At 71.0% G+C, this 15,204-nt stretch carries 19 protein-coding genes; 9 read left to right on the plus strand and 10 right to left on the minus strand.

What is annotated here, in order from left to right; all coding sequences use genetic code 11:
- The first annotated feature begins 272 nt into the window (after nt 1-272).
- The 3 genes from QC282_RS08075 to QC282_RS08085 are packed head-to-tail and all read left to right on the plus strand — an operon-like array spanning nt 273 to nt 3,011.
- Entirely contained in the window at nt 273-1,232 is a 960-nt protein-coding gene (locus QC282_RS08075; protein WP_279548542.1) for an ABC transporter substrate-binding protein, read from the plus strand.
- A gap of 31 nt (nt 1,233-1,263) precedes the next feature.
- A complete protein-coding gene (locus QC282_RS08080; protein WP_279548543.1) occupies nt 1,264-2,205 on the plus strand; it encodes an amino acid ABC transporter permease in 942 nt (313 codons plus the stop codon).
- Between the two features lie 53 nt (nt 2,206-2,258).
- Nucleotides 2,259-3,011 (plus strand): amino acid ABC transporter ATP-binding protein, encoded by a 753-nt coding sequence (locus QC282_RS08085; protein ID WP_279548657.1) that lies wholly within the window; start codon nt 2,259-2,261, stop codon nt 3,009-3,011.
- Between the two features lie 71 nt (nt 3,012-3,082).
- Here the strand turns inward: QC282_RS08085 and QC282_RS08090 are convergent, their stop codons facing one another.
- Nucleotides 3,083-3,853 carry a trans-aconitate 2-methyltransferase gene (locus tag QC282_RS08090; RefSeq protein ID WP_279548544.1) on the minus strand — a complete coding sequence of 257 codons (771 nt, stop codon included), beginning with the start codon at nt 3,851-3,853 and terminating at the stop codon, nt 3,083-3,085.
- Nucleotides 3,854-3,965: 112 nt separating this feature from the next.
- Here QC282_RS08090 and QC282_RS08095 point away from each other — a divergent pair, with 112 nt between their 5' ends.
- Nucleotides 3,966-4,595 (plus strand): CGNR zinc finger domain-containing protein, encoded by a 630-nt coding sequence (locus QC282_RS08095; protein ID WP_279548545.1) that lies wholly within the window; start codon nt 3,966-3,968, stop codon nt 4,593-4,595.
- Here QC282_RS08095 and sodX read toward each other — a convergent pair.
- Entirely contained in the window at nt 4,499-4,933 is a 435-nt protein-coding gene (sodX, locus tag QC282_RS08100; protein ID WP_279548546.1) for a nickel-type superoxide dismutase maturation protease, read from the minus strand. The two genes, QC282_RS08095 and sodX, sit on opposite strands and share 97 nt — an antisense overlap.
- A gap of 145 nt (nt 4,934-5,078) precedes the next feature.
- Between sodX and sodN the strand changes: the two genes are divergently transcribed.
- The 3 genes from sodN (at nt 5,079) to QC282_RS08115 (ending at nt 6,456) form a co-directional block, all read left to right on the plus strand.
- Nucleotides 5,079-5,474, plus strand: a complete 396-nt coding sequence (gene sodN / locus QC282_RS08105; RefSeq protein WP_279548547.1) for a superoxide dismutase, Ni — start codon at nt 5,079-5,081, stop codon at nt 5,472-5,474.
- Between the two features lie 151 nt (nt 5,475-5,625).
- Complete coding sequence (locus tag QC282_RS08110; protein ID WP_279548548.1) at nt 5,626-6,018, plus strand: helix-turn-helix transcriptional regulator; 393 nt, start codon at nt 5,626-5,628, stop codon at nt 6,016-6,018.
- A gap of 9 nt (nt 6,019-6,027) precedes the next feature.
- A complete protein-coding gene (locus QC282_RS08115) occupies nt 6,028-6,456 on the plus strand; it encodes a VOC family protein (RefSeq protein ID WP_279548549.1) in 429 nt (142 codons plus the stop codon).
- Nucleotides 6,457-6,486: 30 nt separating this feature from the next.
- On the opposite strand, the gene QC282_RS08120 is transcribed toward QC282_RS08115, so the two are convergent.
- From QC282_RS08120 to QC282_RS08140, 5 genes are all read right to left on the minus strand, one after another.
- Nucleotides 6,487-6,750 carry a hypothetical protein gene (locus QC282_RS08120; protein ID WP_279548550.1) on the minus strand — a complete coding sequence of 88 codons (264 nt, stop codon included), beginning with the start codon at nt 6,748-6,750 and terminating at the stop codon, nt 6,487-6,489.
- Nucleotides 6,751-6,815: 65 nt separating this feature from the next.
- Nucleotides 6,816-8,048: a sigma-70 family RNA polymerase sigma factor gene (locus QC282_RS08125; protein ID WP_279548658.1), complete on the minus strand. Its 1,233-nt coding sequence runs from the start codon at nt 8,046-8,048 to the stop codon at nt 6,816-6,818.
- 7 nt (nt 8,049-8,055) lie between these two features.
- Nucleotides 8,056-8,472: a YciI family protein gene (locus tag QC282_RS08130; RefSeq protein ID WP_279548551.1), complete on the minus strand. Its 417-nt coding sequence runs from the start codon at nt 8,470-8,472 to the stop codon at nt 8,056-8,058.
- Between the two features lie 97 nt (nt 8,473-8,569).
- Nucleotides 8,570-8,773: a hypothetical protein gene (locus QC282_RS08135; RefSeq protein WP_279548552.1), complete on the minus strand. Its 204-nt coding sequence runs from the start codon at nt 8,771-8,773 to the stop codon at nt 8,570-8,572.
- A 93-nt stretch (nt 8,774-8,866) separates the two neighbouring features.
- Nucleotides 8,867-9,451: a dihydrofolate reductase family protein gene (locus tag QC282_RS08140; RefSeq protein ID WP_279548553.1), complete on the minus strand. Its 585-nt coding sequence runs from the start codon at nt 9,449-9,451 to the stop codon at nt 8,867-8,869.
- 144 nt (nt 9,452-9,595) lie between these two features.
- Here QC282_RS08140 and QC282_RS08145 point away from each other — a divergent pair, with 144 nt between their 5' ends.
- Entirely contained in the window at nt 9,596-10,186 is a 591-nt protein-coding gene (locus tag QC282_RS08145) for a TetR/AcrR family transcriptional regulator (protein ID WP_279548554.1), read from the plus strand.
- Between the two features lie 35 nt (nt 10,187-10,221).
- On the opposite strand, the gene QC282_RS08150 is transcribed toward QC282_RS08145, so the two are convergent.
- The 3 genes from QC282_RS08150 to QC282_RS08160 all read right to left on the minus strand — a co-directional run bounded on the left by QC282_RS08150 (nt 10,222) and on the right by QC282_RS08160 (nt 13,866).
- Nucleotides 10,222-10,854, minus strand: coding sequence for a GNAT family N-acetyltransferase (locus QC282_RS08150; RefSeq protein WP_279548659.1), 633 nt, complete (start codon nt 10,852-10,854; stop codon nt 10,222-10,224).
- A 374-nt stretch (nt 10,855-11,228) separates the two neighbouring features.
- Entirely contained in the window at nt 11,229-12,338 is a 1,110-nt protein-coding gene (locus QC282_RS08155) for a family 2 encapsulin nanocompartment cargo protein polyprenyl transferase (protein WP_279548555.1), read from the minus strand.
- Nucleotides 12,339-12,459: 121 nt separating this feature from the next.
- A complete protein-coding gene (locus QC282_RS08160; RefSeq protein ID WP_279548556.1) occupies nt 12,460-13,866 on the minus strand; it encodes a family 2B encapsulin nanocompartment shell protein in 1,407 nt (468 codons plus the stop codon).
- Between the two features lie 399 nt (nt 13,867-14,265).
- On the opposite strand from QC282_RS08160, the gene QC282_RS08165 reads away from it, so the two are divergent.
- Complete coding sequence (locus tag QC282_RS08165) at nt 14,266-15,201, plus strand: 1-aminocyclopropane-1-carboxylate deaminase/D-cysteine desulfhydrase (protein ID WP_279548557.1); 936 nt, start codon at nt 14,266-14,268, stop codon at nt 15,199-15,201.
- Nucleotides 15,202-15,204: the final 3 nt, after the last annotated feature.

The following is a 15,204-nucleotide window of genomic DNA, read 5'->3' on the forward strand; positions in this document are numbered from 1 at the left end:
GTAAAGGTTCGGTCGTGATGTACCGACCTGATGCGATTCGGGGGTCACCCGTTATCCGATTTTGACATGGCGGGCCCCCTGAATGGCGCAGTCCGAATGGCAAGATGCCGTAATCACACGAGGTCGCGACACTCGAAGGTGTGTGTCCACATCGGCAGCACGCCGGTCCTCGTCGTGCTTCTGTCGACACGCGTCGACCTCGACGGCCGCCGAACCCATCGACGGCCGTCCGCCCCATCGGCAACTCCACCCATCCGCCGGAGGAACCCACCATGGCCGCAAGCTCCACCCGTCGTACGACCGCCGCGCACTCCCGGCTAGCCGCGGTCGGTGCGATCGCGGTCGCAGGCACCCTGCTGCTCACCGGATGCGGTGACCAGACCAAGGACAACGGCTCGGCCGCCGAGACCACGAAGACGGCCTCGGCCCCGCTGGCCGACAAGCTTCCCGAGGCGATCCGCGACAAGGGCGTCATCAAGGTCGGTTCCGACATCGCCTACGCGCCGGTCGAGTTCAAGGACAGCTCCGGCAAGACCGTCGGCATCGACCCGGACCTGGCCGCGGCCATGGGCAAGCAGCTCGGTGTGACGTTCGAGTTCGAGAACGGCACCTTCGACACCCTGATCACGGGTCTGCGCTCCAAGCGGTACGACATCGCCATGTCCGCGATGACCGACACCAAGGACCGCCAGGAGGGCATCGACTCCGACACCGGCAAGAAGGTCGGCGAGGGCGTCGACTTCGTCGACTACTTCACCGCCGGTGTCTCGATCTACACCAAGAAGGGCGACGACCAGGGCATCAAGACCTGGTCCGACCTGTGCGGCAAGAAGGTCGTGCTGCAGCGCGGCACGGTCTCCGAGGACCTCGCCAAGGCCGAGTCCAAGAAGTGCCCGGCCGGCAAGAAGATCAACCTCGAGGCCTTCGACAACGACCAGCAGGCCCAAACCCGCCTGCGCGGCGGCGGCGCCGACGCCGGTTCGTCCGACTTCCCGGTCGCCGCGTACGCCGTGAAGACCTCCGGCGGCGGCAAGGACTTCCAGCTGGTCGGCGAGCAGGTCGAGGCCGCTCCGTACGGCATCGCGGTCGCCAAGGACAACACCGAGCTGCGGGACGCCCTCAAGGCCGCGCTGGACGCCATCATCAAGAACGGCGAGTACCAGAAGATCATGGACAAGTGGGGCGTCGCGGAAGGCGCCGTCAAGGAAGCCACCATCAACGGCGGCAAGTGACCGCGCGAGCGGGCACTGAAAGGCAACACCCGTGACTGCTGACATCGACAAGACGACGGGACCGGCGGACACGCCCCCGGCCGGACCGGAAGCCATCAAGGCCATCCCGGTCCGGCACTACGGGCGCTACGTCTCGGCCGTCGTCACTCTGGCCCTGCTGGCCGGAGTCATCTACGCGTTCTCCCAGGGCAAGATCAACTGGGGCACGATCCCGGACTACTTCTTCGACGACCGGGTCGTCGGCGGCGTCGGCAAGACGCTCCTGATGACCGTCCTGGCCATGACCATCGGCATCGTCGGCGGCATCCTGCTCGCCGTGATGCGCCTGTCGAAGAACCCGGTGACCTCGTCGATCGCGTGGTTCTACATCTGGTTCTTCCGCGGCACCCCGGTCCTGGTGCAGCTGGTGGTCTGGTTCAACCTGGGCCTGGTCTTCGAGTACATCAACCTCGGGCCGTTCTACAAGGACGAGTGGTCGGACTTCATGACCCCGTTCCTGACGGCGCTGCTGGGCCTCGGCCTCAACGAGGCCGCGTACATGGCGGAGATCTGCCGGGCCGGCCTGCTCTCGGTCGACGAGGGTCAGACCGAGGCGTCGCACGCGCTGGGCATGAGCCACTCCAAGACGCTGCGCCGCATCGTCATCCCGCAGGCGATGCGCGTGATCGTGCCGCCCACGGGCAACGAGGTCATCAACATGCTGAAGACGACCTCGCTGGTGTCCATCGTCCAGTACTCCGAACTGTTCCGGGTCGCCCAGGACATCGGCCAGACCTCCGGCGCCCCCGCCGAGATGCTCTTCCTGGCGGCGTCCTGGTACCTGCTGCTGACCTCGGTGTTCAGCGTCGGCCAGTACTACCTGGAGCGCTACTACGCCCGCGGCTCCAGCCGTCAGCTGCCGGCGACCCCGTGGCAGAAGGTCAAGGCGAACATGCTGTCCCTCTCCAGCCGTTCGAAGGGAGGCATCGCATGAGCAGCGAGAAGCTCAGCAAGACGGACGCCGCCCCCGAGCAGGCCACCGTGCCCATGGTGAAGGCCGAGGGCGTCCACAAGTCCTTCGGTCCGGTCGAGGTCCTCAAGGGCATCGACCTGGAGGTGAAGACCGGCGAGGTGTTCTGCCTCATCGGCCCCTCCGGCTCCGGCAAGTCGACCTTCCTCAGGTGCATCAACCACCTGGAGAAGATCAACGCCGGCCGGCTGTACGTCGACGGCGAGCTCGTCGGCTACCGCCAGAAGGGCGACAAGCTCTACGAGCTGAAGGACAGCGAGGTCGCGCTGAAGCGCCGGGACATCGGCATGGTCTTCCAGCGCTTCAACCTGTTCCCGCACATGACCGCGCTGGAGAACATCATCGAGGCGCCGGTGCAGGTCAAGGGCGTGAGCAGGGCGCAGGCGCGGGAGCGCGCCAGGGAGCTCCTGGACCGCGTGGGCCTGGCCGACAAGGCCGGCAACTACCCCTCGCAGCTCTCCGGCGGCCAGCAGCAGCGCGTCGCCATCGCCCGTGCGCTGGCGATGGACCCGAAGCTGATGCTCTTCGACGAGCCGACCTCGGCGCTCGACCCGGAGCTGGTCGGTGACGTCCTGGACGTCATGCGCGACCTGGCCGAGTCCGGCATGACGATGGTCGTCGTCACCCACGAGATGGGCTTCGCCCGCGAGGTGGGCGACAGCCTGGTCTTCATGGACGGCGGCGTGGTGGTCGAGTCGGGCAACCCGCGCGACGTGCTGACCAACCCGCAGCACGAGCGGACGCAGTCGTTCCTGTCGAAGGTGCTCTGACAGCGGTCACGACAAGGGGCGGTACGGACATCCCGTACCGCCCCTTTCGTACGCCTTTCGTACGCCGGCGGCTACTTCAGCGCCAGCAGCAGCGTGTCCGCCGGCGACGACCACACGGGCCTGACCTCGGCGAAGCCCTTCTCGCGCAGCACGCGCGCGTGCCACGCCGGGGACGGCATGTCGCCGTCGGCGTGCTCGCCGTAGATCTCGTAGCGGCGGGCGGTCGGCTCGGCGAGGACCGGGTCCTTGGCGGCGAGCTGCCACCAGTCGGCCCAGTCCAGGGCGCCGTCCCGCTTGGCCTGTTCCATGCGGGCGTGCCGCTGCGCGCGCTCGGCCGCGTTGATCCGGGGCGTCGACTCGTCGATCATGTGGTCCGCGTTCATGAAGACACCGCCGTCGCGGACGAGGTCCGCGACCCGACCGTAGAGGGCCGCGAGGGGTTCGCTGTGCAGCCAGTGCAGGGCCGTCGCGGTCAGGACGGCGTCGTACGAGTCGTGCGGCAGCCCGGCCGACCAGTCGGGGTCCTTCAGGTCGGCGGTGACGAGGGTGACCCGGTCGTCGCCGGCGAACGTGCCCCGCGCGATGGCCAGGAGCGCCGGGTCGAGGTCGACGCCGGTGCTGGTGGCCTCCGGGAACCGCGCGAGCAGCCTGGACGTGATACTGCCCGTGCCGCACGCGAGGTCGAGCACGCGCGGTGCGGGGCCCACGAGGGCCTCCACCATGTCGAGCATGATCCGGAACCGCTCCTCGCGGTCGGGCATGTACCACTCCTGCTGCCGGTCCCAGCTCTCCTGCCAGGCGTGCCAGTCGGCGCCGGTCGTGGTGGTGTCCGTGTCCGTCATCGAGCCCCTCCTCGCGTCCGTCACGCAATCCCTCGAAGTAATACCCTGAAAGCACGATCGCCTGTTACCCGACCGCAGTCACGACCATAGAGGCCCACCGTAAGGACTACAAGTGGAACTGGCCTATTACTCGGATTACGCCGTACGTCTCGTCAACACCGAGGAACCGGCGCGGGGCAAGGACGCCCTGACCTCGATCCAGGCCGTGCGTGACCTGTTCGTCGGCAACCAGTCGGCGGCCCGCCGCGCCACCGACGCGGACGTGACCCGGTTCCGCTCGGTCCGCGCCCGGCTGCGGTCGGTCTTCGAGGCGGCGGACCAGGGCGACGAGACCCTCGCCGTGGACCTGCTCAACTCGCTGCTGCTGGAGTTCCCCGTCAGCCCGCAGATCTCGGGGCACGACTCCCGCGACGACGACGGCCGCCCCCTGTGGCACATGCACCTGGCGGACCATCCGTCCAACGCGACCGCCGGCTACGCGGCCATCGCGGCGATGGGCCTGGCCTTCCACCTCACCGAGTACGGCGTCGACCGTCTCGGCCTGTGCGAGGCGGCGCCGTGCCGCAACGCCTACCTGGACACCTCGACCAACCGCTCCCGGCGCTACTGCTCGGACCGCTGCGCGACCCGCGCCAACGTGGCCGCCTACCGCGCCCGCAAACGCCTGGAGGCGGACCGGTCGGAGAAGACCGGCCTGGCCGCCGACAGCGCCCAGCGCACCAGCGCGAACGGCGAACGCTGATCGGACTTGCGCGGCCGGTACCTGAACCGCACCCGGCCGAGCACCAGTTCCTCGGGCACGACCCCGTAGTCGGTGCTGTCGCCGCCCGCGTACGCGTTGTCGCCGAGCACCCACCAGCCGCCCTCGCGCCGCTCGGCCGCGCGCTTGACCACGAGCAGGTCCTGCTGGAAGGGATGCCGCAGCACGACGACGTCACCGAGGCGGATCCGGGCGCCCCAGTGCACCAGGAGCCGGTCCCCGTGGTGCAGCGTGGGCACCATGGAGGGTCCGGTCACCTCGGCGGGCCCCAAGGGCAGCAGGCCCTTCGTACGCTCGGTCTCCTGCGACAGCTCCGGCATCTCCCGGCACCTCCCCGGTTCTTCCTCCACCAGTCTCAGTCTCACCCTGGACTTTTGTCCTAAGCCCATGGGGGCACTCGCGAAAACCCCTCCCCCACGGAGTAATGTCCCCTGTGAGAAGACGATCACGAGGAAGGAACGCTTCATGCTTTCCCGCCTGTTTGCCCCCAGGGTCAAGGTCAGCGCCCACTGCGACCTGCCCTGCGGCGTGTACGACCCGGCCCAGGCCCGCATCGAGGCGGAGTCGGTGAAGGCCATCCAGGACAAGATGGCCGGCAACGACGACCCGCACTTCCAGGCGCGTGCCACCACCATCAAGGAGCAGCGCGCGGAGCTCGCGAAGCACCACGTCTCCGTGCTGTGGAGCGACTACTTCAAGCCGCCGCACTTCGAGAAGTACCCCGAGCTGCACCAGCTGGTCAACGACACGCTGAAGGCCCTCTCCGCCGCCAAGGGGTCCACCGACCCGGCGACCGGCCAGAAGGCACTGGACTACATCGCCCAGATCGACAAGATCTTCTGGGAGACGAAGAAGGCCTGACCCACAGTCGGCCTCGTCCGGTCGGCGATCGGTGCACCATCGCGGACCTCGGGCGTCCAGGAGGGGCCCGGCCGGTTCACCCCGGCCGGGCCCCTTCGGCGTCCGTCCACAGCCCCTGCCCGCCGGGCGGGCCCCGTGCGATCCTGGCAGCGTGACTGTCGAGGACCTCGTCCGGCTGCGGCGGGCGCGTGACCGGATGGACCGTGAGTACGCCGAGCCGCTGGACATCGCCGAGCTGGCGCGTACGGCGCTGATGTCGCCGGGGCACTTCCAGCGCAGCTTCCGCGCGGCGTTCGGTGAGACGCCGTACGGCTATCTGATGACCCGTCGCGTCGAGCGGGCCAAGGCTCTGCTGCGGCGCGGTGACATGACGGTGACCGAGGTGTGCATCGCCGTGGGGTGTACGTCGCTGGGCTCGTTCAGCTCGCGTTTCACGAAGCTGGTCGGTGAGACGCCGAGCGCCTACCGGGCCCGCCGGCACGACACGGGTGCCGTGATTCCGGCGTGCGTGGCGCGTACGTTCACGCGGCCGAGACGGGCGTAGCGTGCCGCCATGGACGAGAGAACCGATGTGAAACTCGCGCAGTGTTTCATCGCCGTCGACGACCACGACAAGGCGCTGGCCTTCTACCGGGACGTGCTGGGCCTGGAGGTCCGCAACGACGTCGGGTTCGAGGGGATGCGCTGGGTGACCGTGGGCTCGCCCCTGCAGCCGGACGTGGAGATCGTGCTGGAGCCGCCGGCCGCGAACCCGGACGCCTCCCCCGCCGACCGTCAGGCGATGGCGGAGCTGCTGGCCAAGGGCATGCTGCGCGGCGTCATCTTCACCACCGAGGACTGCGACGCCCTGTACGCCCGGGTCCGCGACGCGGGTGCCGACGTGATCCAGGAGCCGATGGACCAGCCGTACGGGGTGCGGGACTGCGCCTTCCGCGACCCGGCCGGGAACATGCTGCGGTTCCTGGAGCGGCCGGGTGCCTGAACCCGCGTACCGGACAAGGGAGTTCGGGGCCTACCGGGTTGTCGTGTACAGGCACGCGACGATCGTCGTGTCGTCCTGGTCGTCGGGCGGGCACCCGTCCTCGTACACGTCGTAGGGCGTTCCCGCGTCCGGCGGTGCCGGCTCCGGTTCGCTCCGCTGCCAGCCGTGCCGGTCCTGCGGGGCGGTCGTGTCCTGCAGCCACAGGGTGAGTCCGCCCCCGACGGCCACGGCGACCGCCCACACCGTCACGGCCCGACGCCACACCGCACGGCGCCTTCCGCCCGCCTCCGTCACGCCCACCCCTCCCTGTCCGGCAGCCACGCGCCTCACGTCACGGCCTGGTCCGTGGCCCGCGCCGGTCAGTCGCCGGTCTGCCGCAGGCGGGCCGCGCGGGCGTGGAGGTAGTGCTGCTCGGGGTGGCTCAGGGTCCGGGACGCGGCCGATTCGTAGGCGGCGCGGGCCGCTTCGAGGTCTCCGGCGCGCTCCAGGAGGTGCGCGCGGGCCGCGTCCAGCCGGTGGCCCGTGTACTCGCCCCTCAGGGCGTCCAGTTCGGCCAGTCCCGCGTGCGGACCGTGCACCATCGCCACGGCCACGGCCCGGTTGAGGCGCTCGACCGGTCCTGGCACCAGGCGCACCAGCACGTCGTAGAGGCCGAGGATCTCGGGCCAGTCCGTCGCCCGCGCGGTCGGGGCCTCGTCGTGCACGGCGGCGATGGCCGCGCGCAGTTGGTAGGGGCCGGGGCGGCCCTGGGAAAGGGCGGCCACGACGAGCGCGGCGCCCTCCTCGATCGCGGCCCTGTCCCAGCGGTCGCGGTCCTGTTCGTCGAGGGGCACCAGTTCGCCGTGCGGCCCGGTGCGCGCGTCGCGGCGGGCGTCGGTGAGCAGCATCAGGGCGAGCAGGCCCGCGACCTCGGCGCCGTCCGGGAGCAGCCGGTGCACCTGGCGGGTGAGCCGGATCGCCTCGCGTGCCAGGTCACGGCGCTGGAGATGCGAACCGGACGTCGCCGTGTAGCCCTCGTTGAAGATCAGGTACAGGGTCTGCAGAACGGCGGGCAGCCGCCGCTCCCAGTCGTCGGGGCGCCCGAAGCGCACACCGCGCACCTTCTGCTTGGCCCGGCTGATGCGCTGCGCCATCGTCTTCTCGGGGACGAGATGGGCGCGCGCGATCTCCGCGGTCGTCAGGCCGCCGACTGCCCGCAGGGTGAGCGCGATCTGCGCGGGCGGTGTCAGGTCCGGGTGGCAGCACAGGAAGAGCAGGGAGAGCGTGTCGTCCTCGCGCGGGGCCCGGTCGGCGCCGGGCGGCGGGGCCGTGAACGCGTCGCGCGGGGCGAGCGCCGCCGCCCTGTCCTCACGCTGCCGGCGCGCCTCCTCGCTGCGCAGCGCGTCCGTCAGCCGCCGCGAGGCCACCCTGATGAGCCAGCCGCGCGGATTGTCGGGGACACCGGCCGAGGGCCACTGCCCGGCCGCCGCGAGCAGCGCCTCCTGTACGGCGTCCTCGGCGGCGTCGAAGTGCCCGTACCGCCTGACCAGCGCGCCGAGGACCTGCGGCGCGTGTCGGCGCAGCAGGTCCTCGACGTGGGTCGTGCTTCGCACCACCGGCTCAGCAGACGTCGCCGGAGTTGTCCATGATCTCCCGGATCACCACCGGGTAGTACGGCGCCCCGGCGGGCTGGGGGCAGCGGACCACGCGCTCGGCGATCTCCGTGACGCGCTCCAGGCTGTCGCACTCCAGGACCCAGAAACCCGCCAGGAGCTCCTTGGTCTCGCTGTACGGTCCGTCGGTGATCACGCTCTTGCCGTCCGCGCCGAGCTCGACGTGCCGGGTCCGGGCCGGCTCGGCCAGTCCGTGTCCCGCGACGAACTCGCCGGACTCGGAGAGGTCGTCGTTGAGCGCGTTCATGTAGGCGTACATCGCCTGGACCTCCTCCTCGCCCCAGGCCGGCGACGTGTCCGAGGCCTTGCCGCGCATCGCGTCGTAGTCCGCCTGCGCGCCCTGCACCATGACCAGGTACTTCATCGGTCCGCTCCTTCGGTTCGGTCCGCCCCGCGTGGGCGGCTTTCACAGGGGACGTCGGAGCCGGACGGGCGTTCTCGACAGGGCTCGGGGATTTTTCTCAGGACTTTTTCGCGGCGTGCCTGCCGGACCGCTCCCGGGGCCCGGCGGATTCGGCCTCGTCGCCGGGGTACGCCTCGCACTTGGGGTTCTGGCAGGGCCCGGAGACCCATACCGGTACCCATGCGCCCAGCGTCTTGTGGCGCCGGACGACCTGTTCGACTGCCTGTCCGCAGACCGGACAGACGTTCTTCTTGCTGTCCATGTCCCAAGGGTAGGCCGAGGGGGCCGCCCGCGCCCCCCGCCGTGCACCGGCGTTCCGTGCCGTGCCGGTGCCGCGCCCTGGGCCGGCGCGGGGTCAGCGTTCCCTGCTGTACGTCCGGACGACGGCGCCGTTGCCGAAGGTGCGCGTCGACTCCAGCGCGAACCGCGAGAGCGCGAACCCGGAGCCGAACATCGGCATGCCGGTGCCCAGGACGATCGGGTACGTCTTGACGACGAGCTCGTCGACCTCGTCGATCAGTTCCCCGGCGAGTTTCGAGCCGCCGCACAGGTAGATGTCGAGCGCGCTGTCCTCCGCCTTCAGCTCGCGGACCTTGCCCACCACGTCGTCCGCGACGATCTCGACGTTCGGGTCGGGCGACTCGCCCAGGGTGCGGGAGGCGACGTATTCGCGCAGGTGGGCGTAAGGGCTGGTGACGCCCTCCTTGAGGGCGAGGTCGTAGCTGACGCGGCCCTGGATGACGGTGTCGAACCGCTTATTGGGAAGGTCGTCGACCCCGAGCATCCGGCGGCCCTGGCTCGGCAGGGTCTCCGGGTACTCCGCCACGAGGAACCGCAGGAACTCCTCGTCGACGTAGGACACCATCGCCGTCGCGTCGCCGTCCGGGCCGCCGATGAACCCGTCGACGGAGCAGGCGATGAAGTAGCTGAGCTTTCGCAAACCGGCCTCGTTCCGTAGGCTGCGTGGCGTGAACCACTCCAGTTGTAGTACTTCAACTGTAGTGGTTGCAAGGGTGCGCGCGAAGCTTTCGCGGACGGACAACAAAGTGGGAGAGGAGATTCCAGGTGGGCGAGGAGATTCCGCATGGCCGGTAATCCCGAGCGGCGCAGGGCCCTGGTCGACGCCGGTATCGAACTGCTGGCCCGCGAAGGGGCGCGCGGGCTCACCTTCCGCGCGGTGGACGCCGAGGCCGGGGTGCCGGTGGGCACCGCCTCCAACTACTTCGCCGGACGCGACGACCTGCTCCGCCAGATCGACGCCCGGCTGCACGTCCGGCTGGCGCCCGACCCCGAGGCGCTCACCCGGCGCATGGCGGCGCCCCGGGACCGCTCACTGGTCACCGCGCTCATGCACGATCTGGTGGACCGGGCGACGCGCGACCGCACCGGCTATCTGGCCCTGCTGGAAATGCGCCTTGAGGCCACCCGGCGCCCCGAACTGCGCGCCTCCTACACCAAGTCGCTCCGCGGCGACCTGGAGGAGGGCATGCGCTTCCACCGGGAGGCCGGACTGCCCGGCGGCGACGAGACGGTCGCCCTGCTCTACGTCTCCATGCTCGGCCTGATCCTGGAGCACCTGACCCTGCCGGGCGTCCTGGAAGACGTACTTCCCGGCGTGACCGTGCCGGAAGGGCTGGTGGAGCGGATCGTGGCGACGGTGGTGCCGGAAGACTGACGTCCGCCGTGCGCGGGCGACTGAAACGAGGGCCCTCAGAGCGGCCGGTGCGGCTGCGGTTCACGCCACATCGGCCACATCAGAGGGCCGTCCGGCAGTCGCAGCGCGGTGCCGATGACCTCGAAGCCGAGCCGCTCGTACAGGACTTTGCTGCGGGCGCTGCTCGCCTCCAGGTAGGCGGGCAGCCCTTCGCGGTCGCAGCGGTCGAGGACCGAGCCGATGAGCGCGGTGCCGAGGCCCTCGCCCTGCCGGTCCGGCCTCACGCCGATCATCCACAGGTACTGGTGGGCGCGGCCCGACGGGTGGATGTCCGCCGTGAGCCGCCCGATCAGCTCGACGCGTTCGTTGTCGGGGTCGACGGCCTCCCGCATCTGCGCGAACTCGTCGTCGTCCTGCTCACCCGTCTGCTCAGGCCCGTCCGCGTGCTCGCCCTCCGCCGGCACGAACAGCCACAGCGCGCAGGCCGAACCGTCCTCCGTGACATCGATGTGCCCGTCCTCGAACGCCACGTCGGTGAACGCGGCCATGAGTCGGTGGTGCGTCGCACGGCGGTACTCGGCGCCGGGGAAGACCCAGCTGCTCACCGGATCGCTCTGAAAGGCCTCGTCCAACAACCGGACGACCCTCTCACGGTCGCCCGGCCCCGCCCTGCGTATCGCCACGCCCATGTCCCGCCCTTTCGAGTCAACCACCGCCGGTCCTGCGGCGGTTGCAGCCTAGTCGGTGGAGGGAGGCGGGCCCCGCACCGTGGGGACGTGCGGGACCCGCCGGGCCGGAGCCACCGGTGGCCGTGCGGGGTCAGGAGCCGCACGGCGCCGACGACTCCGGAGCCGCGATGCGCTGCCTTCCGGCGCCGCCCTTCTCTTCGGGCTTCTTCCTTGGGCCTCTTCCTCGGGACCTTCTTCCGGCTCTCTTCCGCCTTCTCCTCTGCCTTCTCCCTCTGTCTTGCTTCTGTTGCTTTCCTGCCCCCCTCGGGCCCGTCTCCCCCGTTCCGCCCCGGTCTTGTCTCGATCCCCCCTGTCACCTGTCTCTCCGCGCACCTTCAACTGGTACGGCGGGTCACGAACTCGGCCAGTGAGAGGAGGCCGCCCGCCGATTCCGGGTCCGGCACCGCCCGGGCCAGTTCCTGCACGGCCCGGCCCATCCGGTCGGCCGCCTGGGCCTGCGCCCAGTCCCGGCCGCCCGCGCGCTCCACGGCCGACGCGAGGGTCTCCACGTCCTCCTTGTCGCGTGGCGCCGCGTACAGCGCGGCCAGTTCACGGGCCGCCGGGGTGCCGGCGGTGAGCGCGGCGACCACCGGCAGCGACTTCTTGCGGGCCGCCAGGTCCGCCCCGGCCGGCTTGCCGGTGCGCCGCGGGTCGCCCCAGATGCCGATGACGTCGTCGATCAGCTGGAACGCGAGACCGGCCTGCCGGCCGAACGCGTCCAGCGCCGCCACGTCCTCGTCGCCCGCCCCCGCGTACAACGCGCCCAGCGCACAGGCGCACCCGAGCAGCGCGCCCGTCTTGGCCTCGGCCATCGCGAGCACCTCGTCGAGGGCGACCTCCCCGGGCGCCCGGTGCTCCAGCGCCGTGTCCGCCTGCTGGCCCTCGCACAGTTCCACCACGCAGTGCGCGAGCCGGGCGACGGCGGCCGAGGACGCCGGGTGCGGGTCCTCGGCGATCAGCCGCAGGGCCAGTGCCTGCAGGGCGTCCCCGGTGACGATCGCGTCCGCTTCGCCGAACACGGTCCACGCGGTGGGGCGGTGCCGCCGGGTGGTGTCCCGGTCCATCACGTCGTCGTGCAGCAACGTGAAGTTGTGGATGATCTCCACGGCCACGGCCGCCCGTACGGCCGCCGCCCGCGCCCCGGGCCCGCCGAGCGCGGCGGCGGCGGTGAGGACGAGCGCGGGGCGTACCGCCTTGCCCGCGTTGCCCTTCACCGGTCTGCCGTCCGCGTCCTGCCGGCCGAAGTGGTAGAGCGCGACGCGCCCCAGGGCGCCCGGCAGGGTCATGAGGGCGGCCCGCAGTTCGGGGTCGACCATCGCCCTGGCCCGCTCCAGGAGCACCCCCGCCTCGTGCCCGTCGGCCGGCTCGGGAGCGTTGTCCTCGTGTGCGCCGACGGGGCTCCACCTCTCACGCGCCCCGACGGGACGCTGCGTCGTCTCCGTCACCGACTCACCCCCGGGACCCGTTCGCCGGCCGGGCGGACGGCGGCCACCGCTGCCGCGGGGTGAACGCCCCGGGCGTGTGCCCGCCCCGGGGGGCGGGGACACGGTGCCGTCTCGGGCAGGGTCACTGCCAGCGGCCGATCTCGACGTTCTCCAGGACGCCGAGCGCGTCCGGCACCAGTACGGCCGCCGAATAGTAGGCCGTGACCAGGTACTTGATGATGGCCTGTTCGTTGATGCCCATGAACCGCACGGACAGGCTGGGCTCGATCTCGTCCGGCACGCCCGCGGCACGCAGCCCGATGACGCCCTGGTTCTCCTCGCCGGTACGCATCGCGATGATCGAGGACGTCCGGGCCTCGGTGACCGGGATCTTGTTGCACGGGTAGATCGGGACGCCGCGCCAGGTGGGGATGCGGTTGCCGGCGATGTCGATGGTCTCCGGGACGAGTCCGCGCTTGTTGAGCTCACGGCCGAACGCGGCGATCGCGCGCGGGTGGGCGAGGAACAGCTTGGTGCCGCGCCGCCTGCTGAGCAGCTCGTCCATGTCGTCCGGGGTCGGCGCCCCGTCGTGCGGCTGGATGCGCTGGTCGTACTCGCAGTTGTGCAGCAGCCCGAAGTCCGGGTTGTTGACGAGCTCGTGCTCCTGACGCTCCTTCAATGCCTCTACCGTCAGCCGCAGTTGCTGCTCGGTCTGGTTCATCGGCTGGTTGTAGAGGTCGGCCACGCGCGTGTGCACGCGCAGCACGGTCTGCGCGACGCTCAGTTCGTACTCCCGAGGGCTGGCCTCGTAGTCGACGAACGTGTGCGGGATGTCCGGCTCGCCGGAGTGGCCGGCGGCGAGGTCGATCTCCTGCTCGCCGTACTTGTTGGTGCGCTGCTCGGGGATCGAGCGCCGTTCCTCGATGTGCTCGCGCAGGGACTGCGAGCGTTCCGCGACCTGCTCCACGTCCTCCCGGGGCAGGACGAGGACCGTGCAGGCCGTGACCGCGCGGGCGGTGTACTCCCAGATGGCGTCCGCGTCGAGCAGTGCCTGGTCGCCGAAGTAGGCGCCGTCGGCGAGGACTCCGAGGACCGCGTCGTCACCGTACGGCCCCGTGCCGACCTTCTCGACCTTGCCGTGCGCGAGGAGGTACACCTCGTCTGCGCGGCTGCCGAACGAGGCGATCAGCTCGCCCGGGGCGAACCGCTGCTGCCGGCAGCGCCTGGCCAGTTCCGCCAGCACCTCCGTGTCGTCGTACGACCGCAGTGCGGGCAGTTCGCCCAGTTCCGCGGGGATGACCTCGACCCGGTCACCCGTCTTCACAAAGGTGAGCCGCCCGTCCCCCAGGGCATAGGTCAGTCGCCGGTTCACTCGGTACGTGCCGCCCTGCACGTCCACCCACGGCAGCGTGCGCAGCAGCCAGCGTGAGCTGATCTCCTGCATCTGCGGCACGGACTTGGTCGTGGTGGCCAGGTTCCGCGCTGCCTCTGTCCCCAGGCTCTGCTGCGGCCTGGTGTCCTCGGTGCGGACCTCTTCGCCTACCGACATAGAGAATTGCCCTCCCGGTCGTGCTCCGGCGCCCAACTGCGCCGTGCATCGCTGTGCGAGATCGAGCCTTCCATCACGCAGAGCGTTCGTGCTATTACACGAAAGAGCGGGAATGGATCACCGGCCGCTGGGGCAGGCCTGCGGTTTTCCGCCGACCGGGCGGTCCGCGCCCACCGGCCCCGACGCCGCCCGCCGGGCCCGGCGACAACCCGTCGGAACCTGTCGGCAAACCCATCGGAGCCTGTTGGCAAACCCGTCGGAGCCTGTCGGCAATGCCCCTGAGGGGACCGTCATCGACGTCGGCCGACTGCTGGGCACCGCGTGGGACCTCGCGCAGGCCCGCCCGGCCCTCGGGTGCCCGCCCCGCGGTCGGCGACCGTTCCGGGGGACAATGACCACATGCCCGGCCCCGACGGCTCCCACGACCCCGACCCCGCCTCCGCGCCCGCCCTCACCACCCTGCGCCCCCGGCTGCCCTCGCCGGTGCGGGAGGTCCGGGACGCGCGCTTCGAGCGGCACGGCGTACGGCTACTGCTGAAGCGGGACGACCTGATCCACCCGGAGCTGATCGGCAACAAGTGGCGCAAACTGGCGCCGAACCTCGCGGCGGCGGCCGGCCGCACCGTCGTCACCTTCGGCGGCGCCTACTCCAACCACCTCAGGGCCACGGCCGCAGCCGGACGGCTGCTCGGCCTGCCCACGGTCGGTGTGGTGCGCGGCCACGAACTGGCCGACCGCCCCCTCAACCCGTCGCTGGCGCGATGCGCGGCCGACGGCATGCGGCTGCACTTCGTCGACCGGTCGACCTACCGCCGCAAGACCGAGCCCGAGGCGCTGGCGGCCGTGCTGCGCGCGGCGGACGCCGAGGACGCGTACGTGGTCCCCGAGGGCGGCAGCAACCACCTTGCCGTGCGCGGCTGCCGGGACCTCGGCGCGGAACTGGCCGACCGGTGCGACGTGGCCGCGGTCGCCTGCGGCACCGGCGGCACGCTGGCCGGGCTCGCCGCCGGACTGCCGCCCGGCAGCCGCGCGCTCGGGATACCGGTCCTCAAGGGCGGTTTCCTGGGCCCCGGCATACAGGCCCTCCAGGAGCGCGCCTTCGGCCGCCGCAGCGGCTCCTGGTCCCTCGACGAGCGCTTCCACTGCGGCGGTTACGCCCGCACCACCCCCGGACTCGATGCCTTCGCCGACGACTTCGAGCAGCGCCACGGGCTTGCCGTGGAACGTCTCTATGTCGCCAAGTTGCTGTACGCCCTTGTCGCCCTGGCCGACGAGGGCGCCTTCCCGCGCGGGACCGCGCTGGCGGCCGTGATCACCGGCCGCCCCTTCCCCTGAGCG

The organism is Streptomyces sp. DH24 (genome assembly GCF_029813775.1).
Taxonomy (GTDB): Bacteria; Actinomycetota; Actinomycetes; order Streptomycetales; family Streptomycetaceae; genus Streptomyces.